Consider the following 21,838-nt stretch of genomic DNA (forward strand, 5'->3'; position numbering starts at 1 on the left):
GGTTTGTTTTATAGGAATAGGTTACCCTCCAGGCAAAGCAGTTCACAACATTGTGTTCAGCATCAAAGGCATAATAATCTGAATGATGACATTTGTCAACGTCTAAATAACAAAAAAGCTTTAAAACTGTAATATTAAACATACAAATATTTCGGTTTAAGCAAAAAAGGTATATTTTTGTGGAAATTAACCGAACAATGAAAATTACCCTTTCGCTTACACCAATTCTTTGCTTTATTACTTTGTTTACCAACGCGCAGCTTAAAAACCTGACACCAGCAAAGCAAATGGCAAAAACAGGCGCAAGCATGTTCGAAGTTTCAAATAAATTAAATGGCGATGCGCTGATTGAGCGTTTAGCAGCACAAAGACGGGCTTTCAACAACAGTCGCAGTAACGCAGCAACTCAGCTGGCCAACCTGCCTGCCGCCGAGCATATTTTCGACAGGGCCAGCCTTACCACCATTACTTTTGAAGGCTTAGACTATTTCATATTAAATAACCGGGTAATTGGCATTAAAGGATTAGCACTATCGGATGAAGTTTTGGCACAAATTACCGATAAGCTAATGCTACTGGATAAAGTTCAGTACGATTACACTGAGAAAGCAAACAACGAATATTTAAGTGCTAATACCAATTTTCAGAATATCAGAAATATGGACAGGTGGTTTTTTACCACACTTAAAATATTAAATACCACTGTAGATGATATTGCTTCGTTTACCAAAGATGAAAACCCTTCCTTATCAGTAGCCACGAATATCAGCAAAATGACCCGGCCAAATATCGATGCTTCGAAAGAAAAGCAGCTTGACCAGGCGCTGGTACAACTGGAAAAATAAACCAACAAACCAAACAGAAAGATGCCCCGTTTAATAAACGGGGTTTTCTTTTTAGCGCAAAATCCAATCAAAAGTTTGTGTCCGAAATCTGGAGGTCAACGAAACCTGCATTCGACCACCTGATTTGCAATGGCTTCCCGGCATCCTTTACCGTTTCTTTGCTAACATCTTTTCCACTGCCATAATTGATCTGGGCAAAAGGATTTTTATCAATATTGAGTACCACCAACAACCTGCTTCCTTTTCTTAATTGCCTGCTAAAAAACCTCGACCTGTAAAAAGGAATGGTTTCTTTTTTACCTGGAGTAAGCAGCCTCCGCTGAGCCATATCTTTGGCGTAGCTGGCCCGCCCCAGAAAATAGGATAGCTGAAAATATTCGCCTTCTGGTGTAATTTCATAAAGCACCAAACCAACATCCATGTCTTTTTTATCGATGATGGCCTTTAGTGTTCCTTTTAAATATCCGCTGACCGATACATCGCGGTTAAAGGGCCTGGTAGTAAAGAAAAGGCCGTTTGTTCGATCAATTTCTTTTTTGATAATCTGACTGGGATAATAATCATTATAGTAAGTGTTACGGTCTGCCAAATCAACCTTTTGCTCAATAAAAGTCTCTTTTTGGGGTTTCATTTCCGATAAAACAGTGCTGCCATTCGGTGCACGATCGAAATAGAACCTCAGCTGATGCGCCTCTACCTGATCCATAGCAGGTACATGTTTCCATACATTGGCTCCCATCACTTCGAAATTAATCTTATCCTTTAACAGTGCCGGTCTTTCTTTTCCCTTTAAAATATGATCCAGCCAATCAAAAGTAAGCTGCCGTGTGTTAATTAAGGCCACCGGATCAACGTTGTACCCTTTTAATGTTGCAACTCCCCCCTTTTGTGCGCCAAAATGATCGTAAGGTCCGATAACCAGATAATGTGCTGCCGAAGGCCTGTATTTATAATGTTCCCTGAGGTATTCGAGTGCCGAAACCTGCCCATCGTCGTAATAGCCAGTAATGCTGAGCACAGGAATATTAATCTTTGCAAAATCCTCCTTGTAGGGCACCATCGATTGCCAGTAAGCATCGTAAGCGGGGTGCGAAATCCATTTTTGCAACCAGGGATTCGGCGTTCCGTCTACACTATCTATACGGTTATAGGCAGCTCCGCTTTGCCACCAGTCATTCCGCATACGTGCCCACCTTGCATTATCCTTATTCACCACATCATCGGTATATTTATTGTTGGTAACATGGAAAGCCCACTGATAATTGGCATTTAAAAAAACATTGTTCTCCATGGGCAGACCTAAACCCGGAATGGAAGCCACATAGGGCACAATCGTTTTTAAAGCAGGATGCAAGTATTTGGTAGCTGCCCACTGTGCAAAGCCCGAAAAACTCCCGCCGTACATACCCACGCGGCCGTTACTCCAGGGCTGGGCTACAATCCAGTCGATTACTGCATTCACATCACGCGCCTCATGTTCGTAAGGTTCGGGCGGATTTGGGCTAAGTCGTTTTCCCCTTGCATCTGCCACAATCCCAACATACCCCCTATCTGCAGCAAATTTGGCTTCAGCAAGACTTCTGCTCAAATCCGCATAAATGAGGTACATCATCGCGCAGGGCAACTTCGCCGTGATCCCTTTTTTCTGCACCACAACGGCAGAAAGTGTAATACCATAATTGGTTTTAATCAAAACACTATCCTGGATAATGTAATTGGCCGTATCGGGCAGGCTTAGTTGCTGCTGAGCGATACTAAACCGGGTAATTAAAAGGCATAGCACAGCCATACCGAAAAATTTTCTGTTCATTTTCATCTAACTAAATTTTAATCTATCTTTTTTTAAGGCTCCTGAACCGTACAGTCTGTCGCTCCGATAAGGGTACGGAAGTTCCGGAGGAGAGTATGACCGAAATCCTGCCTTCATTACTTTCTACTGATGCTACATTATTGATATTGAACATCCGCTCTCTCGATGCCCTGAAAAACATGCTGCAATCGGGATTTTTCTCAATATTGTTTAGCGAGTTCTTCATCAATACCTGCTCCTTTCCATAATAGAGCCTCACATAATTTTCTTCAGAGGCGATTAACTCTACTGCACTCCATTTGATCAGGTGGAGTTTATTTCGGTCTTTGACAAAAAAAGTAGGCTCAAATTGCCCCTGACAACGTTCGGTAACTAAGTTCAGAGCTTTATCCAACCGTTCGCTGCGCACGGGTTTCATCAGGTAATCGAGCGCACTTATCTCAAAAGCCTGGAGCGCATAACTATCGTAAGCGGTTACAAATATTACCTGTGGAATGTGGCTTAACGATTCGAGCATTTCAAAGCCAGTTTGGCCAGGCATTTGAATGTCTAAAAAAATTAAATCGGGCTGCAAAAGTTCAATCATTTTTCGTCCCTCGAAACCATCTGCAGCTTCGCCCAGTACCACAATCTGCGGATAGGCCTTTAACATCCTGATTACTTCAGCCCTGGCCTGGCGCTCATCATCAATAACCAATGTTCTTATCGTTTTCATTTGAACGGAATGGTTAAAGTTGCCAAAACGTTTTCTTTTTGCTCGATGATGTTGAAAGTAGCTGCTCCTTTATACGCTATATCCAGCCTGTTTCTTAAATTTTCTAACCCAATGCCCACATTTGCATTATCCTGTTCCAGCCTGCCTGGGTTTAATACCTCAATCTTTAAAAAACCTTCGTGCTCAAAAACCGTAATGATTAACTTACCTCCGGCTACCCTTTTCGCTATGCCGTGTTTTACTGCATTCTCGACCAGTAATTGTAAGCTGAAGCGCGGAATTTTTACCGACATGGCAGGAACCTTAATCTGGAAATCAAAACTGAGCCTTTCATCCATGCGCATGCTTTCGAGCTCGAGATAATCTTTTACCAGTTCAATCTCTTCATCCAGGGGCACCATCATGGCGTTTCCGCGGTATAAACTATTGCGTAAAATTTCACTCAGCAGGTCTATTCCTCTCGCCGCTCCATCGGGCCTGGTATAAATAAGCGCTTTAACCGTATTGAGCGAGTTGAAAAGAAAATGTGGATTAAGCTGGCTGGAAAGATTATCGAGTTGTGCCTGCTTAAAGCCCAACTGCAGCCGGGCATTTTCGCCCGCCAGTGCGATCTCTCGTTTAGCATAATGGTACAGATGGTAAGCCAGCAACCAGATGGCCATTAACCTGATACCAGCCATAAATATGCCCGAAATGTTGATCAGTGCAAACTGATCCCAATCTAGCCGTCCGTTATTCACAAACATGGTTCGCAAAAAATATACTTTGGGGATTGTAGTGCAGGTATAAATAATGCCCATTACCGGAACGGCAATAAAAATCCTGATAATCAAACCATTTAAAGGCAGGAGCTGCCATTTATTGTTTTCGGCGAATATTTTATAAAGATGGGTAATACCAACGTAAAGGATCACATCGGTTATCAGCTGAGCAAAACCTAAGCCCCAGTGAAACTCGCCGCTGGTAAAGGCTACAAATGCCCAATAGAGCGAAGCGGTTGTCCACCCGATGAGCTGGCATTTCCAATAAAGTGAGATTTGGGTCCGTTTCATTTTTTCTTTATCACAAAGCAACGCAAACTAAAAGCAATATAAAAGATAAAGTACATGGACGCAAGAAACCGGTGGATGAATGCGGTGATCGCTACCGATTAACCAATTTCGCAGATAAAAAAACTGGCAGCCCTGATGTTAAGAAAAAAATAAGGGCCGTTAAGCCCGAAAATAATGGTACAGGCTTGCTTAACTTAAAAGCTGCATAAGGGAGGAAACTGCACCATATTAATTGACATAAACACCTAAAAATATTTGCGTTAAGCCCTTATTAGAGCGGAATAGCTGGTAACATCTCGCACCCTGATTTACTGCAAGACTAAAATGAATCCGCATATAATCCGCATTAAGGTATTAAAACGCGGACTATATGCGGACTTGCTACGGATTTACCCTTAAGTTGGTAGCCAGATGGCAGCACTTAAACAGCTATACCATTTAGTGATTTAATGCTATTGTAATATACAATTTTCCTATTTCTTGGCACTTTCCATGGGATGCTCTTTCAGTAATTGCTCTGGCGAGTAAAAGTCCTTTTTGTTTTGGATGGCTTTTCTTATCGCTTTTACTTTCTCGGGCGAAATTGCAGTCCCCTTATTCCCAAATGAGTTTCGGATATAGGTAAGTACTGCCGCTACTTCCTGATCTTTCAGCAATCCGCCAAAAGGTGTCATAGGAACCTGACCCGGATATTTTTTACCATTCACCTCTATTGGTCCCATTACGCCTTTCAGCACCAGCTTAATCAGTCGCTCGTCGTTTCCATTTACCCAGTTATTGGGTGTAAGTGGTGGAAAGCCGGCAACAGTGAGCCCTTTACCATCGGCCTGGTGACAAGTTTTACAATAGCCTTCTTTATTATAAATAATTCTTCCTTCGTTATACAAGGCAAGTGTAGCGCCCGCGAGTGCCGTTTTCTCGCTCTTTTCTTTTTCTTCTGCTACATTTCTGCCATTCAAATGTGCTACGGCTGTCTGGTAAGCCGGCAACATCCAGCTATCCAGGGGCAATTTATTCGCTTCTGCTAAAACCGGAAGCCCTTTTGCCTTGCCTATCCACGAGGCAGCGGCAATGGCTGTTAACCTTACCCTGCTATTTTTATCCCTAGCAGCTTCCATCAGCAAGTTTGCCTGGTCGGGCAGTTGATGCCCGGTATAACGTACCACTTCTACTGCAGCAGCCCTTACATGGTAGTCTTTGGCTTTCAAGAGCTGTTTTAAAAGCTGTTGATCAACTTTGTTCATTCCCCAGCTTACCCAAAGCGCTTCGAGTAAATGATGCTCATACCGTGTATCATTGGTATCCAGCTTTGCCTCCCAGCTTTTCAGTTTAGGCAACACCTCATTAACATCCCGCCCTCTCAGTTCCCTGCGGGTTCTGTAACGGGTTCTGTACTCGGGCAGCTTAAGATGATCAAGCAGCACTTCAATGCTCGCTCCGTCTATTTTAGCGGGTTTTACCAGGGGCCTTGAAGGATAGGTAATGCGGTAAATCCTGCCATGCGAATGGTCACGCAGGGGATCGCGGGCATTGTGTTGCATATGCCCAATGAGAACATTATGCCAATCTATAACGTACAAAGAACCATCAGGGGCAAACTCCAGGTCTACCGGGCGAAAATTAGGATCGTTACTCACCAGCAGATCCATACGGAAACGGCTTTTATAACCTGTACCGTCATCCTCCAAAGTATGTTCTTTGGTTCCCAGAAAACCAATGGTATTATTGATCAGGAAATCGCCCTGAAATTCATCAGGAAAATGGCGGCTGGATACTATTTCAATGCCTGATGTAGGCCTTACCAGGTGTTTTTCCTCTATCAGTTGTTTCGATTTATGGTTAGCCTGTCCATATCGGGGTAAGATTGTTCCGGGAAGCATCCAGCGAAAATCAGGACTGGAGGTTTCGGCATAGAAAGGCTGCCCCCAATCATCGAATGTAATGCCCCATGGATTCGGAATAGCCATTTGCGCCGTACGCTCCAATTTCCTGCGTCGTGGGTCAAACCGGTAAAAGCCGCCATTAGTGGCATAAATAGGCCCGTAAGAAGTTTCTATATTGGTTCGGAGAAATACACCTTCTCCCGAAAAAATGGCTCCGGACGGGTCTGCGGTATATGCGTGACTGCTGTGGTGAGAATCATGATCGTCAAAACCGCTCAGCAAAATCTCTTTTTTATCGGCCTTATCATCCCCATCTGTATCTGTAAGCAGAATAAAGTTGTTTCCCTGGGCAACATATACCCCTTCTGCCGCAATTTCAAAACCGAGCGGTAAATGAAGGCCATCGGCAAAAACGGTCTGTTTATCGGCCTTCCCGTCGTTATTGGTATCTTCCAGGATAATGATTTTGTCGTTAGGTTTTGCGTCTCCAACCTTATATTGCGGATAAGTGGGCATTACGGCCACCCACAAGCGCCCCTTGTTGTCAAACGACAACTGTACAGGCTTGGCCAAAAAGCTGAATTCGGTTTCTGAGGCAAATAGTTCTACCTTGAAGCCAGGAGGAACGGTCAAACTGTTTACTGCTTCCTGTCCGATCAGGTATTTAAGATTGCCATTTTTCTTACTTGGTGTATAATTGGTTTTTACCTCCGGCAAAACGGTGGTATGCTTATCAGCAGCCGCAATATCCATTTTCTGCCCTTTAGCTGCCGCCAGCCAAATGGCCGTATCCCTGATAACGGTCATTTCGCGAATCTTTTTGATCTCTGCCGGAAAATTATCAGGCCCGTAAGGTTTATACCTCCGACCATACACATGCACTCCATTAGGAATTTTAAAATCATTTAGCCACATCCAGTTTTTTTCCGTTACGGCATCGTGCACCAGCTTACGGTTAGTTCCTGCTTCGGCTGCGCTTTTTCCAAAAATCTGATCTGCAAGCAAGATCCCGAGTTTTTTATAGCCCTCTTCGTTTAGTTGAGAACCGTCAATCGTTAAGGGGCTTGAGGCATTTTTATACCACTCCAATGTCGGGTTAAATACATCAACAAAGCGAACCCTGTTTGTGGCAGCAACCTCCCTCATGGCATTTGTGTACAGCAGCAGGTTTTCATTTTCACGCTTACCATCAGGCAAATCATAGCTGGTTTTACCATTAAGGTTCTCAAAAGCAATGGGTGATACGATGACAAGCTGTGGCGCTGAAGTGCCGTTATATTTTTGTTTCAGTGTCCATTTTATAAAAGCATCCAGCTCTGCTTTATAGTTAGCAAGTCCTGCTTCTCCTTCAAAAGATTCATTAAATCCGAAAAAGGAAATGATCACATCTGTTTTTAGTCGGGTAAGCCATTGGTCGGGTGTTTCAAAAAAGCCTTCTCCGGGATCTTCCATTTCTAATGTACCGCCTGCATCTTTTCTTTTAACCAGGTTGGCCCGCTCCACCTGAAACTTTTCTGCACCGGGAAAAGCCCAGGGGGAATTTCTGGCTGCGTGAGGCCTGAAACCGGGCGTTTCTGCCGGGTTACACATGTTACGGATGAATAATTGGTGCGTTGGGAAACGAAGCTGCAATTCTGTTTCAAAATTATCGTAATTGATCATTCTCGATCCCAGGTTATTGCCAATCAGGGCAATCCGCGTACCTTTCTCAATAACCAGCGGCGCAGATTTGTATTTAAATGCGTTTACAATCATCATCGCAGGTATCGCCACGATAAGGCACAACAGGCTGATCTTTATTATTCTCGTCATCTTTACACAGGTTTATTTAGCAACACGGTAGGGTACCTGGATATCCATTTTACCTTTCCATTTCTTTGGCACTTTCAGGCCCAGTTCATCATGAATGGCGTTAATCACCAGCCTTTGGAAAGCCTCAATCCTGAAATCTTCGGGATGCCCGAGCGTGGTCATAAAGACCTTTCCACCAAAAGTATTGGTACCGGTCCAGGCTACCGGATTTTCTACCGCTGCTCTTTCGGGGTTTACTGCTTTGCCTGTAAGCAATGTAGTTGATCCTTTTGTAGGATAATCGGGTACCACATGGTACAACCAGGAACGCACGTGAAAATCTTCTGCCACACCGGTAAGGATCGGGTTATTTGATGCCGCAGGGGCAATGCTCACATCGGTGCTGCTGTTATGTCCGTAGTGCGTGTGTTTGGCTTTTCCGCCCCATCCCGGAGGAGCATTTAACGCAAATTCACCGAAAGCGTTCCATTTTTCGTTGGGGTGCCCCTTAGGGAAATTAAATGCATGTGTAGTGGTACGAAAGCCCATTACTGGTTTCCCTGATTTCAGGTAGGTTTCAATGTGCGCAAGTTGTTCGGCCGGAAGTCTTCGCCACCGCAAGTAGAAAACAGCTAAATCCGCTTCCTTTAATATTTCCAGTCCGGGAATATTTTCTTCGCTATTGTGGTCTGGAGATGCTTTGAGTACAACAGCTCTCATACCATAATTCTTTTCCAGTTCGGCTGCAATAATGGGCAGTGTTTCTTCTCCACTGTATTCATGATCGCCACATATAAAAACAACGAGTGGCTTTTTAGTCTTTTGCGCAGCTGGCGTACCGAACAAAACTGTACTCAGGGTTAATAACAAACCAATACAAAAATTATTCATTTTATTAGGAATTAGTGATTATCAAAAAAAGGAATTGCGGTTATATACACTATTTAAATCAGCCTGTCTGCCACCAAGTATGGCGAGCACATTCTTTACTGTAAGCAAGCACATTTGCTGGTAGGTAGCAGCTGTAAGACTGGCCGTATGCGGGGTAATAATTGCGTGCGGATGCTTTATCACCGCGACGCTCTCTACGGGTGGTTCATCGGGCAGCACATCTGCGGCAAATCCGGCAATGGTATTGGCATTCAACGCATCAAGAAGCGCTGCATGATTGATGAGTGCACCCCTTGCGGTATTGATTAGGAATGCTCCAGGTTTCATTAACTCCAGTTGCTTCGCCCCGATAATCTCATTTGTTTCGGGAGTTAAGGGAAGGTGTAAACTTACTATATCTGATTGTTTTAAAACCTCATCCATAGGCAGCTGCCGTGCTGTTCTGCTCCAGTAAAACACCTTCATACCAAAGGCCTCAGCTAGTTTGGCCACCCGCTTTCCTATATTTCCCATACCCAATATGCCCAGTGTTTTGCCATTCAGTTCGTCTCCGGCATATTGGTTACGCCAGTTCCAGTCGCCCTGTTTAACCCTTTCAACCGACTGATATAAATTACGCATTGTCATCAGCATTAAAGCAAGTGTATGCTCGGCAATAGTGGCTGCACTACTGCCCGGCGCATTAACTACCCTGATCTTTCTTGCTGTCGCTTCAGCCACATCCACATTATCAAGGCCCACGCCGCACCTGGCTACTACCTGCAAATCCGAAAAGGCATCCATAAGGGGCTTATCAATCTGCCCCTTCCCCCTGGTAATAACGGCATGTATTTCTACCTTGCCCAAAACCTCACTTAGCCCTTCTGCTGTATATCCTTTATATACATGCACATTTTCCGCTAGCAGGGCAAGTGCTTCTTCTGCAATGCTTTCCAGTAACAATACGTTTTTCTTCATTACTTTTTATGGTATAAAGTAGCGTCGTCTGATTTTAAGCCTCTGAAATCATTCCTGTTCGAAACGTATAAACCTTCTTCATACAGCTCATCTTTAAATATCCTGTCGTCTACCTCAGCTCCGGGTATTGATGAAATTTCGACCAGATTGCCAGCGGGATCGCGCACAAACATCTGCATGGCTCCATCGGGTAACTTTCGCACTTTCCCCCAGGGATTGACATCAATGGCTTTTAACGCTTTCATGCGAAAAAAGATGCTGCTGAAATCGTCTACCTGTACACAGATATGCCCGCGAAATGAGGTCTGGTCTTCCCATTCCGAAATATGTAATTGTTGCTCATCATTAAATTTGAAAAACATTACAGGGTAATCGAACTTAAAAGAAGGAAGCGGCTCAAGACCGAGTTCCTGCCTGTAGAAATCCCCTGCTTTTTCCAGATTGTCTACAATAAGCGTTACGTGATTAATTTTAAGTGCCTTTGCCATAATTAATTATTTTATACCGGCTGTTTAAACTGTTTTACAAAATCCCAGTTAGGGGTTAATCCCAGTCCTGGAGCAGAAGGTGCGGCGATTTCACCGTTGATCACATTAATTTGCTCGTTCACCAGGTCGTACATCATGGGGTTTCCGCCGAGCGAAAACTCAATAATTGTTGCAGATGGACATGCGAATGCCACAGTTAAGCCTGCCATGAAAGAGAACGCCGAGCCCCAGCAATGCGGTGCCAGCTCTACCTGGTGCACACTGGCCAGATGCCCTGCCCGCATGGCTTCCGAAATGCCGCCAATAATGGCCGCATCGGGCTGAACAACATCTATAGCCCTTATTTGCAAAAGATCGTGTATATCAAAACTGGTAAACTCACTTTCGCCGGCGGCAATGGGTATGTGTGTGGCAGCTCTCACTTCTGCTGTTCCTTTCCTGTTGTCTGGACTAACGGGCTCTTCAAACCAATAGATATTACAGTCTTCTACCCCACGGCAAAATTGCTTCGCCTCAGGTACGCTGAATGTGCCATGCGCATCAACCATTAACTTAATGTCGGGTGCCAGTGCCGCTCTGGCCGCTTTTACCCGGTCTATACTTTTCTGCACGGTACCATCCATCACGCCTACACGCATTTTCACCCCTCCAAATCCTTTACTCACATAGCCATTCAACTGCTCGCCTATATGTTCCAGGTCTGCCCAGCCTCCACTTGCGTAAGCAGGCATTTTCTCTCTGCAGGCACCGCCAAGCAAATCAAGCACAGGAACGTTCAGCATTTTCCCTTTCAAATCCCATAATGCAGTATCGATTCCACTCATGGCTGATATTGTAAGGCCCCGCCGTCCGAGGATAGGAAATTTTCTTCCCCTTGATAATGCATAGTGGTCTCTTGTTCCGTTATACATTTCTTCCCACAGCCGTGTAATGTCTTTTACCGACTTGCCCAGCAACACGGGCTTTAGTTCATTTTCTATACAATTTACAATGGAAGCACATACACCAGAAGAGCCTACCGCAGCCTTCGCTTCTCCAAAGCCCTGCAAGCCTGTATCTGTGGTGATTACCACAAGGGTCATATCAAAATTGGTAAGAAGCCCATAATCTGATACATGCTGTTTCGCCTCAGGTATGGGGCAACGTAACCAAAATGCTTCTACATTTGTTATTTTCATTAAAATATAATTTGTCTTTTATCGGTTATGAATTATCTGTATGGCACTAGTGTTAAATAGCAGGTAAGCTCCGTTCATTGCCGTTGGTAAACACTATGCTTATGATGCTTTCACGCCTTAAATAAGTTTTGATAAGGTATTAAATGATTGTTGGGTTAGCATGGTATAAAATGCATCGGTAACCGACGAGCTGCCATGGTCTATCAGAAATTTTTCCTGCTCAGGTGTAAGGTTTTCGGGTTTTTCGTCTATGGCACCTGGATAAGGATTGGCAGGAGTGCGATCCAATGGCGCGCAAAATTCTACCGAAAGCACCTCGTTATAATTTATTTCCCGGAGGGTATCGATAATCTTTTGCCAGTTCAGATTTCCCATTCCCGGTGCCATGCGGTTATTATCGGCCACATGAAACCCCACCAGTTTACCCTTCGCTTTTCTAATGGATTCAAACAAATCCGTTTCCTCGATATTCATGTGAAAAGTATCCAGACATACGCCACAGTTCGGGCCAACTGCTTCAGCCAGCGCCAATGCCTGCTCGGCACGGTTAATAAAATAGGTTTCAAACCGGTTAATGGGCTCAATGCCCAGCAGTACGCCTGCGGCTTCGCTGTATTCGTATATTTCTTGCATGGCGTTAACCGCCCAGTTCCACTCTTCTTCCGGCCGTCCATCGGGCACCAGCTTACCTACTGTAGCAGGAACCACAGAAACCATATGGCCATCCAGTTCTTTCACCATTTTCACTACATCTTTTACATACTGAACAGAAGCTGCGCGTTGTCCCTCGTTACCGGCCAGCAGGTTACGCTCGCCAAGCATCAAGGTTACTGAACCCCAGCAACTCAGCCCATGTTCTTTCATGAGTTTTCGTACATCCTTTGTATTGTACTGATCCGGGTTTCCGGCAACTTCAAGCCTGGTATATCCAATTGCAGCAACTCTTCGTATTGTTGTTTCAATGGTTTCAGCACGCATCCAATTGTGTATTGCAAGTTCCATATCAGGTATAATGTTTTGGTTAGTATAATGTAGACACTGCGCTCAACAGCGTCCAGGTAAAACAAACTTATTCAGATTTCAATTGAAATAAAAATACTTCATTTGCTCATTTTTGATACTATATTTACATTAATAGCAAAATTTAGCTCCCAAAGATAACTATTGTACCAAAAAGCAGTAATTATGAAAGTTTCTTACCGACCGATATCCACTCCTGAAGATGCCAGTTTCGCCATTAAGGAATACTGTCAGCCACAGTTTACCAATACTTTTCATTTTCATCACGGTTATGAACTGATCTTGATTGTAAAAAGTTCGGGTCAGGTGTATGTGGGCAATAAGGTGATGAATTATCAGGAAGGTGAGGTTTTTATGTTCGGGCCAGGGCTGGTGCATTGTTTTTCGAGCGATATCCTAACGGCAACGGATGAAGAAGTAGCGCATGCCATTGTAGTGCAATTCTCTGAAGATTTTATGGGAAAGGAATTCTTTGAAACCCTGGAACTGAGGGCGGTGAAAGAGCTGTTACAGCAATCGAAATATGGTATAAAATTCGGCACTGCAGCGGCTTCCATCAGCAGCCGTTTCTTTCAGTTCCAGCCCAACCAACAAATGAAGAACCTGATTTTGTTGCTGCAAATATTGGAAGAACTTTCTTTGAGCTATAAGAAAGGGGCATTACTCATTACAGACGATATCAGAAAAATACGCCATAAAGAAAGTAACGCTAAAAAACTGGCTTCTATTTTCAATTATGTATTCGAAAATTATCATCGGGAGATAGACATCCAATCGGCTGCTTCCATCGCCTGTATGAGCAAAGCTGCATTTTGCCGCTATTTTAAAAGCAGCACCCACAAAACATTCTCACAGTTCGTAAATGAGATCAGGGTAAGCCATGCCACCAAATTACTAATTGGGAAAGAGGACAACATCACGGCCATCTGTTATGCCTGTGGCTTTGATAATGTTTCTTATTTTAACCGGCAATTCAAGATCCAGCAAGGTATATCGCCCAGGGAATACCGTAAAGTATTTATGGAAAGTAATGCCGATCGGCCCTTTTTACGGCATACTGATTGAAAAACTTAGGGCCAGGGTTTAATACAAAAGGTAATCGGGAAAGTTGAATTTGCGTTACGCATGGGAATAAACGCTTCATCTTCACATTTTTTCTGTAAGTTTATCATCAACGCCAACTTCGCAAAGCGCTCACCAGACCATGAAGATGTACATTTTAGTTAAAAGAGAGGTTCCTGATAAAATGGTACCTGTTATTACGGCACATGCCTCCCTTGCCTGTTTTAGAAAATTTGAAAACACAGCAAACATGCAAACCTGGATAAATGGCATATTTAAGAAGGTGGTTTGTGTTGTTTCTGAAACGGAGTTTGCAAACGCTAAAAAGGAAGCAGACCATATTGTACTTACCGAATCGGCATTAGACAATCAGGAAGTTTGTATAGCCTTTTTGCCCAGGGAAGAATATGCCAAAATGTTTAAGTTTTTTAGGATGTGGGTACCCAATAACAACGCTGAACATGAACAATCAGGAACAACAGGTTTATAAATGGCTGGTTAAAAGCGGTAGCATTTTATTATTTAGGGATGGCGATAAAATACACCTTGAATTAGATAAAGAAACCAGTGAAAGTTGCTTATTAACCAAAGAAGATGCTGAAGCAGTCATTTCAATAATAACTTCCATCGCCCAATCCATCTGGAACAGCTCCTGTTATACAAAAGAACCCTATCAGGGCCAGTTGTTTAAAACCGCTGATGAACTGGTTTACTGGGATTTAGGCCAGACCAAGTTATATGTAGGCTTTAATGTAAAGGAGCAGGTTATAGCCATAAATTATAGTGGCGATGCGGTTTTGAAAGTTACTGTTAACTATGCGGTAGAGCTCATTCAGATTTTGACTCATTATTGTAAGGAATTTGGGGTGTAGCTCCTTCGGCACACAGTGGTGATTAAAGATGGTGAAATGCCGCACTATGGGACGGGATTACAAATCTTGACCAACGAGAGAACTTTTAGTGAAATATACACTTTTTCAAAATAGCTATTATTTGCTTCATTAAACACATCAAAGCAATTATCAAAGCGGGGTTTTGTGATTTCTCACATACAAGAATATCGACTGATTAGCCGATATTCTTCTCATTAATCAAATTTCCTTTCTTTAAGATTGTTCAACTCACGTTTCAGCCTAGCAAATACCAATTTCATTTAATATAGAGAAACACGGTAATAAGGTTGCTTTCAGGAATATTCTCAATAAACTATTAGCCATTTACTTCGTAGTCACCTTGATCTGGCCAAATAGCTATACAAATATTGCCATCGAATTCACCTACCTTAAGCTCTAGGATTGGACTCTTTCCATTGGCAATGAGTTCGAGATTTAGTGATTTTAACTTTTCCAATTCAATGATAGTACCATTCGGTTCTAACGAAAATAGGATTTGCTTATTGAAGTCGTTTGTTATTTTAATATCCATTTGATGCTTTATTAATAATGGTTGAGCAATTGTTCAAGTTGTGCTGCCCTTACTGCGGCACTTGGATTCCCAGGGTCAGCATCTGCAACGGCGCGGTAGGCTTGAGCTAGTGGAAGATTTAGATAATCTACCGTTTAACAGTAAAATAATTTTATTGTAGAAAAAAACTCGCTGGCTCAAAAGGGGCCGCCAAGTTAAACTGAGGGTAATTTGAATTTGAACGAATGGTTGCATAATGAGAGGAAAAACCAATATTAATGCCCTATGTCTAATTCCAAAATAGAATAAAATAATTTAGATAGCTTTTAAAGTAAAAAAATTGCACCAAAAATAAAAGCTAACAAAAAAGCCCTCAGAAATAAATCTAAAGGCATAAATAATATATTAGTGGTGGAGAATATCGGATTCGAACCGATCACCTCTTCACTGCCAGCGAAGCGCTCTAGCCAAATGAGCTAATCCCCCAATTTTTAAATTCCAATAATCCAATCCGAATAAACAAATAAGATAATGGAAACAAGCTTCCTGCCTGTCCTGCAAAAATAGCAAATACTTTATCGAAAGCAAATGATAATTGATTTTTTTTATTGCAGCACATCTTTCAGCTTAAAAGCGAAGAAATGCCATCGAACCGATCCAGTTAAACAGGTTCTTTGTTATTCAGCAAATCCTGGTAGGCATCTACAAACTGCGCCACATGGAAGCCGTCCATTAGAGCATGGTTTACATGAATCGAAACCGGCATTATTTTTTTTCCGTTTTCATCTCTCACTTTACCAAAAGAGATTTTCGGGCAGCTATCCTGAAAAGCAAAATTGCGGGCATGAGATAGTGAAGTGAAATTTAACCAGGGAAGTGCCGAGTAATGAATTACATTTTCGCCCGAAGCAGATGGAATTAAGCCTGTTGTAGCTTTTACCTTTTCGATTTCCTGATCGGCTGCCAGTTTAAAATCGTTAAAATCTTCGTAAAAATCGAGGTAGCCAAAACCAAAGGTACCGTTTGGGCGATTAATGGTTGCGGCAGCATTTACGCGGTCGTATTTCCAAACTTCGCCATCAATAATGCGGTAACTAAAAGGTTCTATCGCATTTGCTGCTGCAAGCGATTTATGCAAATAAAGCAGGAAGAACGAGACAGCTTTCTCTTTCGCTTTCCTGTAAGTAGCTGTGCAATCTAAATCTACTGTAACACCAAAAAATGGCTCGCCAAATGTGCTAAAAAATTTAAAATGATCTTTTCTGATCCAGGTGTCTATATCTATTTTTTCTTTCATTCAATTAATTTTGGTAAAACTTCCGACAGGCTTTCCATCTCGTAAAAATTAGGATGCTCAATGGTATGGTCAATACTTTCGTGCACCCAGGTGGTATGGTACGGAATATGCACAGCGTGCCCGCCAATGTTGAGTACTGGTAACACATCCGATTTTAAGGAGTTACCCAGCATCAAAAACGATTCGGGCTGGCAATCCAGGTGTTTCATCAGTTTTTGATAATCCTTTTCCTGTTTATCGCTCATAATTTCGATATGATGGAAGTAATGGTCTAAACCCGACTTGGTTAATTTCCTTTGCTGGTCGAGCAAATCGCCCTTAGTAGCCACTACCAGTTTATATTTTCCGTGCAGTGCTTTAAGTACTTCCTCTACGCCATCCAGCAGTTCGATGGGTTTGTTCAACATTTCCTGCCCCAATTCGATTATCATTTCCACAACTTTGGGGTCATTTTTCCCCACTGTAATCCTCATCGCCGTTTCGATCATACTGAGCATAAAACCCTTAATACCATAACCATAGAGTGGCAAATTGGCAATTTCGGTTTTGTAGAGTTCAGCAATTATACTGTGGCGTGGTATGAAGTCTTCCAGGAGGGCAGCAAACTTATCTTCTGTTTCGCGGAAGTAAGGTTCGTTTACCCAAAGGGTATCATCAGCATCAAAAGCAATTACGGTAATCTGATTGTTCATGGTTATGCTTACTTTAGTGCCACAAAAGTAACGCCGGTAATCCTGATAAAAAAGGACATTTGTCTCGGCAAAAAAGAATATGCTACGGACTAATCTCGCCTTCCTCTCCTTTATTGAACGTTTTAGCAGCGAAAATGCCGACGTTAATATTAGCCTGAAAAGTTTTAAGGCAGGCTACCGGTTAATTGAGCAGGGCGATAAAATCAGTAATATCTACATCATTAAAGAGGGCATCAGCAAATGCTTTATCTCAGAAGAAAACGGCAAGGATTTTATTATTGAGTTTTTGGGCAAGGGTGAGGTTGTTGGCGAGCTCGAAGCCCTAAAAAAGATCGATTGCTTATGCAACGTGGCTGCCATTAGCGAAGTTACTGCCTATGTGATTCCAGATCATATTTTCCTCTCGCTGATACAAAAAAGTAGTGAATTTACTACAATCTTACTCCAGGAACTATCAACCAGGATCATACAAACCAGCACCAGGGCCTCTTTTCAGCAATTGTATACGGTTGAATATGCCTTATTAAAATTGCTCCAGTTACAGGCTGATGAACACATCTCTATCTCAAAAGATGACATGGCAGCCTACCTCGGAATTTCTGTGAGAAGTTTTAACAGAAGCTTAAAGCAATTGATAGAGAAGGACCATCAGGATATGCCTGAGTTTAAAAACATGATGGCTGCCACCAGCATTAAAAAACTGGTAGAGCGATTAAAATAATTCTTACAACTTTATGGTGTTTTTTTCCCAGTCAGTTAACGACTTTTACTTGCCAGTATGAGCCTGTCGAAGACCTTTCACTAATTTATAGTTGCTTTATTTACAAAACATCTAAGCTAATTTAGTGGGGTATAAAAAACACAGGCGCTGGAAATTTTAAGTATAAGCAAATTTCCTAAAGCCTTAAACTTTTAAGGGCTTAATTTGTTATCAAAATCTGGAAATCTTTTATAGTTTTATGCCCCTATAAATACTACAATTTTTCCGACCAACAATACATGCCTTATTGAATTAAATTATGAATGTAGAAGAAGTTTTTAAAAACAACGAAAAATGGATTGCTGAAAAACTATCCATTAATCCGGATTATTTTACGGATCTGGCTAAAGGCCAAAGCCCCGAATTTTTATACATTGGTTGTTCTGACAGCCGTGTTACTGCCGAAGATTTAATGGGCATCCAACCGGGGCAGGCGTTTGTTCACCGCAATATTGCCAATCTGGTAAACAACGTAGATTTAAGCGTAATGACGGTTTTAAATTACGCGGTGAGGCATTTAAAGGTAAACCACATTGTAGTATGTGGCCACTACAACTGCGGCGGCGTTAAAGCAGCTATGCAGCCTGCAGATTTGGGTATTTTAAATCCCTGGTTAAGAAACATCCGCGATGTTTACCGTTTACATAAGGATGAATTGAATGCCATAGCTGATGAAGATGCACGCTACAACCGTCTTGTTGAACTTAACGTTCAGGAGCAATGTGTTAACCTGCTTAAAACAGCAGCAGTGCAGGAAGCCGTTGTTGGCCGTAAATTAACGGTGCAGGGCTGGGTTTTTGATATTAAAACTGGCCGGTTAATTGACCTGAAAATCGACTTCGAGAAAATATTGAAAGATATTACAGAGATTTATAAGCTCTACTAGAATAAGCTGACATAAAAAAACCCGCAGATTTTAAAACCTGCGGGGTTTCTTTTTAATACCGACTCCAGACTTAGGACTAAAGACTCAGAACTAAACTATCGTCCCATCCAACCGCCATCAACGGTTAAAATCGTTCCATGCACATAATCACTTGCGGCTGAGGCCAGGAATAAAGTTGGTCCTTTAAAATCTTCGGGCGTACCCCATCTTCCTGCCGGAATACGTGATAAAATTGAAGTACTTCTATCCTGATCTTCGCGTAAAGCGGTCGTATTATCCGTAGCAATATAACCTGGAGCAATGGCATTTACATTAACACCTTTTGATGCCCACTCGTTGGCAAAAGCTTTGGTTAAAGAAGCAATTGCACCTTTACTTGCAGCATAGCCTGGTACAGTAATACCACCTTGAAACGATAATAACGATGCGGTAAAAATTACTTTTCCGCTACCTCTGGCAACCATATCACGGCCCACTTCGCGGGTTAAGATAAACGGAGCCGTTTGGTTTACCGCAATTACCTCATCCCAATATTCGTCAGGGTGTTCGGCAATGGGTTTACGCAAAATGGTTCCGGCGTTGTTTACCAGAATATCAATTACCGGATGATCGGCTTTTACCTGCGCAGCAAATGCAAGTGTGTTTTCGCGTTTACTAAAATCGCACTGGTAAGCATAAAATTTACGGCCTAGCGCCAGAACTTCTTTTTCTATGGCGCTACCTTGTAACTCAAGGCTGGCCGATACACCGATAACATCAGCTCCTGCCTCTGCAAGTGCTAAAGCCATGGCTTTTCCAATTCCTCTTTTGCAACCGGTAACTAATGCAGTTTTACCTGCTAAATTAAATACGTTTGACATGTGTTTTCTATTGATACTTTTGTAAGATCTCTCCATTCCGCTACCAATATAATTGGCACGCTTTAGTCGAGATGACGGTTTATTTCAATTCTGTAATTGCGCAGTGATCCATGTCTCCATAATCAAGGTTTTCGCCAGCCATACCCCAGATAAAGGTATAATTACTGGTACCTGCACCTGAGTGGATTGACCAGTTTGGCGAAATTACCGCCTGATCGCCTTGCATCCAGATGTGGCGTGTTTCCTGTGGTTGTCCCATAAAATGGCAAACACTTTGTCCTTGTGGCACTTCAAAATAAAAATAAGCTTCCATCCTTCTGTCGTGCGTATGCGCAGGCATGGTATTCCAAACGCTGCCCGATTTTAATTCGGTCATTCCCATCTGTAACTGACAGGTTGGCAAAACACTATTTACCAATAATTTATTAATAATGCGGTGGTTTGCTGTTTCTGGTGTACCCAGTTCTACAATTTCGGCTTCGGCCTTACTTACCTTTTTGGTTGGGTAAGTGTGGTGCGCTGGTGCTGAATTGATGTATAATTTTGTCGCCGCACCTTTATCAGCCGATTCGAAAAACACTTCTTTAGTGCCTTTACCAATATATAAAGCTTCTTTATAATCCAATTCGTAGGTTTCGCCGTCGGCCGTAACAATTGCTTTTCCGCCTACGTTGATAATACCCAGTTCTCGGCGTTCTAAAAAGTAGCTGGCTTTTAAATCATCAGGATTTGGAAGTGCTATTTTCTGGTCAATTGGCATTGCTCCGCCAACAATATATCTGTCAAAATGAGATAAAGTTAGGTTTACCTGGTTGGCTTCAAACACGTTTTCAATTAAGAAATTATCCCGCAGGGCCGCGGTATCCATTTGTTTAACTTCTTTTGGGCTTTGAGCGTAACGGCTTTCGAATTTGTTCATTGGTTAAAAATTGAGTTGTGAGGTAAGATTTGAACTGGTATCAAATCTTACCCGCAAATATATTTATACGATATTGATTATTGGTATTAATACTCAACTTTATAATCCTTTTTTATCGTTTCTCCGCCCCAGGCTTTTAAACTGGTCCAGGGAGCTGGAGCATCTGTCCAGAATTTATTGTCAGCAGGTAAACCCAGCGTTAAAAAGCCCAGACTTGCCATATATAAACTACCTGTAGATGTATAGGTATCTGCAACTTCGGGCTGATGCCCGTTAAAGCCCAATACCAACCAGCCTTTATCATCAAAGTTTTGATTCCCGTTATAGAGGTTATAGATTACCCTGGTTAAAGCACCGCGAACCTGTGCAGGTTTAACATATTCGGGCAGTTTTTCCATCAATGCTACCTGTGCCAAAGCCTGAAATGCAGCTGTGCGGTAGGTAATAGAACGGCCATAGGCAGGATATGTGCCCTCCGGAGAAATGATGCGTTCCAGATATTCAGAATAACGCACCATCCGTTTTAAAGCCAGGTCGTAATCTGCCTGCTGTGCTTTTTTCTTCTCAACCAGCACTTTTAAAAGATCGACCAGCATGGGGTGTATTACATAAGAGTTATAATAATCCATACTGAATTTTTCGCCATCACTGTACCAGCTATCGCCTACATACCATTCTTTCATTTTATTGATGGCAAACTGTACACGGGCCGGATCGTATTGTTCGCCAATGCTTAATAAGAAGCCTTCGGTTAAGCCTGAGAACAGTAACCAGTTATTGTACGCGCCGCTACGGGTTCTGAGCGACTTAAACTCTTCGATAAATCTTTTCTTGGTTGTTTCATCAAGTGGCTCCCAAAGTGCTTTTGGGGCACGTAAAAAAGCATGCGCAACATAGGCCGCATCAACTATAGGCTGGCTCTCTGAGCGATAACTGATATAATCAGGGCTCTCGGGATTTACCGAATTGGCCAGCCCTTTTAAAAGCTCAGTACGCATTGTTTTTCTAAGTTTACCTTCGGCAGTTTCATCGTCGGGTAAGGCCAGCCAGGGAGCAACACCAGCTATTGTACGTCCTAAAGCTTCCAGGTAGGTTACTTTAGCAGCGTTTAAGCCATAGCCAGGAGCTTTTTCTACAGGCATATTCTTTTTTAAGGTTTCGTTGGCCAGGTTATGAATAACCGGATTGGCAATCCGGTATAATTGCTTTACCCAAATGGCGCGGTCTTCGGCACCTGTAGTTGTTTTTTTATTTTGAGCTGTTGCGGTAAAAAACAAACAGCAGGCAATAATGGTTAGAAGTGATTTATGGTTCATTTTGTTTAAATT

General features: G+C 42.5%; 21 protein-coding genes and 1 tRNA gene. 6 read left to right on the forward strand and 16 right to left on the reverse strand.

The window, feature by feature from the left end:
* Positions 1–197: 197 nt before the first annotated feature.
* Entirely contained in the window at positions 198–845 is a 648-nt protein-coding gene (locus tag HWV58_RS02560) for a hypothetical protein (RefSeq protein WP_175632558.1), read from the forward strand.
* 67 nt (positions 846–912) lie between these two features.
* On the opposite strand, the gene HWV58_RS02565 is transcribed toward HWV58_RS02560, so the two are convergent.
* From HWV58_RS02565 to HWV58_RS02605, 9 genes are all read right to left on the reverse strand, one after another.
* Positions 913–2,655, reverse strand: coding sequence for a CocE/NonD family hydrolase (locus HWV58_RS02565; protein WP_217706932.1), 1,743 nt, complete (start codon positions 2,653–2,655; stop codon positions 913–915).
* Between the two features lie 22 nt (positions 2,656–2,677).
* Positions 2,678–3,370, reverse strand: a complete 693-nt coding sequence (locus HWV58_RS02570) for a LytR/AlgR family response regulator transcription factor (protein WP_175632559.1) — start codon at positions 3,368–3,370, stop codon at positions 2,678–2,680.
* Positions 3,367–4,422, reverse strand: a complete 1,056-nt coding sequence (locus HWV58_RS02575; protein ID WP_175632560.1) for a sensor histidine kinase — start codon at positions 4,420–4,422, stop codon at positions 3,367–3,369. The genes HWV58_RS02570 and HWV58_RS02575 overlap by 4 nt, the downstream gene beginning before the upstream one ends.
* Positions 4,423–4,895: 473 nt before the next feature.
* On the reverse strand, positions 4,896–8,117 hold the full coding sequence (locus tag HWV58_RS02580; RefSeq protein ID WP_175632561.1) for a PVC-type heme-binding CxxCH protein: 3,222 nt from the start codon (positions 8,115–8,117) through the stop codon (positions 4,896–4,898).
* A gap of 12 nt (positions 8,118–8,129) precedes the next feature.
* Positions 8,130–8,987 carry a ThuA domain-containing protein gene (locus tag HWV58_RS02585; protein WP_175632562.1) on the reverse strand — a complete coding sequence of 286 codons (858 nt, stop codon included), beginning with the start codon at positions 8,985–8,987 and terminating at the stop codon, positions 8,130–8,132.
* Positions 8,988–9,008: 21 nt separating this feature from the next.
* Positions 9,009–9,944, reverse strand: coding sequence for a 2-hydroxyacid dehydrogenase (locus HWV58_RS02590; RefSeq protein WP_175632563.1), 936 nt, complete (start codon positions 9,942–9,944; stop codon positions 9,009–9,011).
* Positions 9,944–10,432 (reverse strand): VOC family protein, encoded by a 489-nt coding sequence (locus HWV58_RS02595; RefSeq protein WP_175632564.1) that lies wholly within the window; start codon positions 10,430–10,432, stop codon positions 9,944–9,946. Before HWV58_RS02595 ends, HWV58_RS02590 begins: the two co-directional genes overlap by 1 nt.
* Positions 10,433–10,443: 11 nt before the next feature.
* Entirely contained in the window at positions 10,444–11,610 is a 1,167-nt protein-coding gene (locus tag HWV58_RS02600; RefSeq protein ID WP_175632565.1) for a mandelate racemase/muconate lactonizing enzyme family protein, read from the reverse strand.
* 117 nt (positions 11,611–11,727) lie between these two features.
* A complete protein-coding gene (locus HWV58_RS02605) occupies positions 11,728–12,612 on the reverse strand; it encodes a sugar phosphate isomerase/epimerase family protein (protein WP_175632566.1) in 885 nt (294 codons plus the stop codon).
* 183 nt (positions 12,613–12,795) lie between these two features.
* On the opposite strand from HWV58_RS02605, the gene HWV58_RS02610 reads away from it, so the two are divergent.
* From HWV58_RS02610 to HWV58_RS02620, 3 genes are all read left to right on the forward strand, one after another.
* The gene (locus HWV58_RS02610) at positions 12,796–13,695 is read left to right on the forward strand and encodes an AraC family transcriptional regulator (protein WP_175632567.1); all 900 of its coding nucleotides are present in this window, start codon (positions 12,796–12,798) and stop codon (positions 13,693–13,695) included.
* Between the two features lie 145 nt (positions 13,696–13,840).
* Positions 13,841–14,182, forward strand: coding sequence for an aminoacyl-tRNA hydrolase (locus HWV58_RS02615; protein ID WP_217706933.1), 342 nt, complete (start codon positions 13,841–13,843; stop codon positions 14,180–14,182).
* Positions 14,154–14,564, forward strand: coding sequence for a hypothetical protein (locus HWV58_RS02620; RefSeq protein ID WP_175632569.1), 411 nt, complete (start codon positions 14,154–14,156; stop codon positions 14,562–14,564). The genes HWV58_RS02615 and HWV58_RS02620 overlap by 29 nt, the downstream gene beginning before the upstream one ends.
* A gap of 337 nt (positions 14,565–14,901) precedes the next feature.
* Here the strand turns inward: HWV58_RS02620 and HWV58_RS02625 are convergent, their stop codons facing one another.
* The 4 genes from HWV58_RS02625 to HWV58_RS02640 all read right to left on the reverse strand — a co-directional run bounded on the left by HWV58_RS02625 (position 14,902) and on the right by HWV58_RS02640 (position 17,085).
* Complete coding sequence (locus HWV58_RS02625; RefSeq protein WP_175632570.1) at positions 14,902–15,117, reverse strand: hypothetical protein; 216 nt, start codon at positions 15,115–15,117, stop codon at positions 14,902–14,904.
* 388 nt (positions 15,118–15,505) lie between these two features.
* A tRNA-Ala gene (locus HWV58_RS02630) sits at positions 15,506–15,582 on the reverse strand.
* Between the two features lie 175 nt (positions 15,583–15,757).
* The gene (locus HWV58_RS02635) at positions 15,758–16,393 is read right to left on the reverse strand and encodes a chloramphenicol acetyltransferase (RefSeq protein WP_175632571.1); all 636 of its coding nucleotides are present in this window, start codon (positions 16,391–16,393) and stop codon (positions 15,758–15,760) included.
* Positions 16,390–17,085, reverse strand: coding sequence for an HAD family hydrolase (locus HWV58_RS02640; protein WP_175632572.1), 696 nt, complete (start codon positions 17,083–17,085; stop codon positions 16,390–16,392). The genes HWV58_RS02635 and HWV58_RS02640 overlap by 4 nt, the downstream gene beginning before the upstream one ends.
* A 79-nt stretch (positions 17,086–17,164) precedes the next feature.
* On the opposite strand from HWV58_RS02640, the gene HWV58_RS02645 reads away from it, so the two are divergent.
* Both HWV58_RS02645 and HWV58_RS02650 read left to right on the forward strand, forming a co-directional pair.
* On the forward strand, positions 17,165–17,806 hold the full coding sequence (locus tag HWV58_RS02645; RefSeq protein ID WP_175632573.1) for a Crp/Fnr family transcriptional regulator: 642 nt from the start codon (positions 17,165–17,167) through the stop codon (positions 17,804–17,806).
* A 298-nt stretch (positions 17,807–18,104) separates the two neighbouring features.
* Positions 18,105–18,731, forward strand: a complete 627-nt coding sequence (locus HWV58_RS02650; protein ID WP_175632574.1) for a carbonic anhydrase — start codon at positions 18,105–18,107, stop codon at positions 18,729–18,731.
* Positions 18,732–18,826: 95 nt separating this feature from the next.
* Here the strand turns inward: HWV58_RS02650 and HWV58_RS02655 are convergent, their stop codons facing one another.
* The 3 genes from HWV58_RS02655 to HWV58_RS02665 all read right to left on the reverse strand — a co-directional run bounded on the left by HWV58_RS02655 (position 18,827) and on the right by HWV58_RS02665 (position 21,826).
* On the reverse strand, positions 18,827–19,591 hold the full coding sequence (locus HWV58_RS02655; RefSeq protein ID WP_175632575.1) for an SDR family NAD(P)-dependent oxidoreductase: 765 nt from the start codon (positions 19,589–19,591) through the stop codon (positions 18,827–18,829).
* 79 nt (positions 19,592–19,670) lie between these two features.
* Entirely contained in the window at positions 19,671–20,510 is an 840-nt protein-coding gene (gene kduI, locus HWV58_RS02660; protein WP_175632576.1) for a 5-dehydro-4-deoxy-D-glucuronate isomerase, read from the reverse strand.
* 86 nt (positions 20,511–20,596) lie between these two features.
* Positions 20,597–21,826 carry a DUF2264 domain-containing protein gene (locus HWV58_RS02665; RefSeq protein ID WP_175632577.1) on the reverse strand — a complete coding sequence of 410 codons (1,230 nt, stop codon included), beginning with the start codon at positions 21,824–21,826 and terminating at the stop codon, positions 20,597–20,599.
* Positions 21,827–21,838 lie beyond the last annotated feature (12 nt).

Source organism: Pedobacter ghigonis, assembly GCF_903166585.1.
GTDB lineage: Bacteria > Bacteroidota > Bacteroidia > Sphingobacteriales > Sphingobacteriaceae > Pedobacter > Pedobacter ghigonis.

Excerpts from the sequence above, each read along its gene's own strand:
- HWV58_RS02650 (WP_175632574.1), top strand. The coding sequence starts at position 18,105 with ATGAATGTAGAAGAAGTTTTTAAAAACAACGAAAAATGGATTGCTGAA.
- HWV58_RS02620 (WP_175632569.1), top strand. The coding sequence starts at position 14,154 with ATGAACAATCAGGAACAACAGGTTTATAAATGGCTGGTTAAAAGCGGT.
- HWV58_RS02560 (WP_175632558.1), top strand. The coding sequence starts at position 198 with ATGAAAATTACCCTTTCGCTTACACCAATTCTTTGCTTTATTACTTTG.
- HWV58_RS02610 (WP_175632567.1), top strand. The coding sequence starts at position 12,796 with ATGAAAGTTTCTTACCGACCGATATCCACTCCTGAAGATGCCAGTTTC.
- HWV58_RS02595 (WP_175632564.1), bottom strand. The coding sequence starts at position 10,432 with ATGGCAAAGGCACTTAAAATTAATCACGTAACGCTTATTGTAGACAAT.
- HWV58_RS02635 (WP_175632571.1), bottom strand. The coding sequence starts at position 16,393 with ATGAAAGAAAAAATAGATATAGACACCTGGATCAGAAAAGATCATTTT.
- HWV58_RS02605 (WP_175632566.1), bottom strand. The coding sequence starts at position 12,612 with ATGGAACTTGCAATACACAATTGGATGCGTGCTGAAACCATTGAAACA.
- HWV58_RS02570 (WP_175632559.1), bottom strand. The coding sequence starts at position 3,370 with ATGAAAACGATAAGAACATTGGTTATTGATGATGAGCGCCAGGCCAGG.
- HWV58_RS02640 (WP_175632572.1), bottom strand. The coding sequence starts at position 17,085 with ATGAACAATCAGATTACCGTAATTGCTTTTGATGCTGATGATACCCTT.
- HWV58_RS02565 (WP_217706932.1), bottom strand. The coding sequence starts at position 2,655 with ATGAACAGAAAATTTTTCGGTATGGCTGTGCTATGCCTTTTAATTACC.
- HWV58_RS02575 (WP_175632560.1), bottom strand. The coding sequence starts at position 4,422 with ATGAAACGGACCCAAATCTCACTTTATTGGAAATGCCAGCTCATCGGG.
- HWV58_RS02665 (WP_175632577.1), bottom strand. The coding sequence starts at position 21,826 with ATGAACCATAAATCACTTCTAACCATTATTGCCTGCTGTTTGTTTTTT.
- HWV58_RS02615 (WP_217706933.1), top strand. The coding sequence starts at position 13,841 with ATGTACATTTTAGTTAAAAGAGAGGTTCCTGATAAAATGGTACCTGTT.
- HWV58_RS02655 (WP_175632575.1), bottom strand. The coding sequence starts at position 19,591 with ATGTCAAACGTATTTAATTTAGCAGGTAAAACTGCATTAGTTACCGGT.
- HWV58_RS02590 (WP_175632563.1), bottom strand. The coding sequence starts at position 9,944 with ATGAAGAAAAACGTATTGTTACTGGAAAGCATTGCAGAAGAAGCACTT.
- HWV58_RS02580 (WP_175632561.1), bottom strand. The coding sequence starts at position 8,117 with ATGACGAGAATAATAAAGATCAGCCTGTTGTGCCTTATCGTGGCGATA.
- HWV58_RS02585 (WP_175632562.1), bottom strand. The coding sequence starts at position 8,987 with ATGAATAATTTTTGTATTGGTTTGTTATTAACCCTGAGTACAGTTTTG.
- HWV58_RS02645 (WP_175632573.1), top strand. The coding sequence starts at position 17,165 with ATGCTACGGACTAATCTCGCCTTCCTCTCCTTTATTGAACGTTTTAGC.
- kduI (WP_175632576.1), bottom strand. The coding sequence starts at position 20,510 with ATGAACAAATTCGAAAGCCGTTACGCTCAAAGCCCAAAAGAAGTTAAA.
- HWV58_RS02600 (WP_175632565.1), bottom strand. The coding sequence starts at position 11,610 with ATGAAAATAACAAATGTAGAAGCATTTTGGTTACGTTGCCCCATACCT.
- HWV58_RS02625 (WP_175632570.1), bottom strand. The coding sequence starts at position 15,117 with ATGGATATTAAAATAACAAACGACTTCAATAAGCAAATCCTATTTTCG.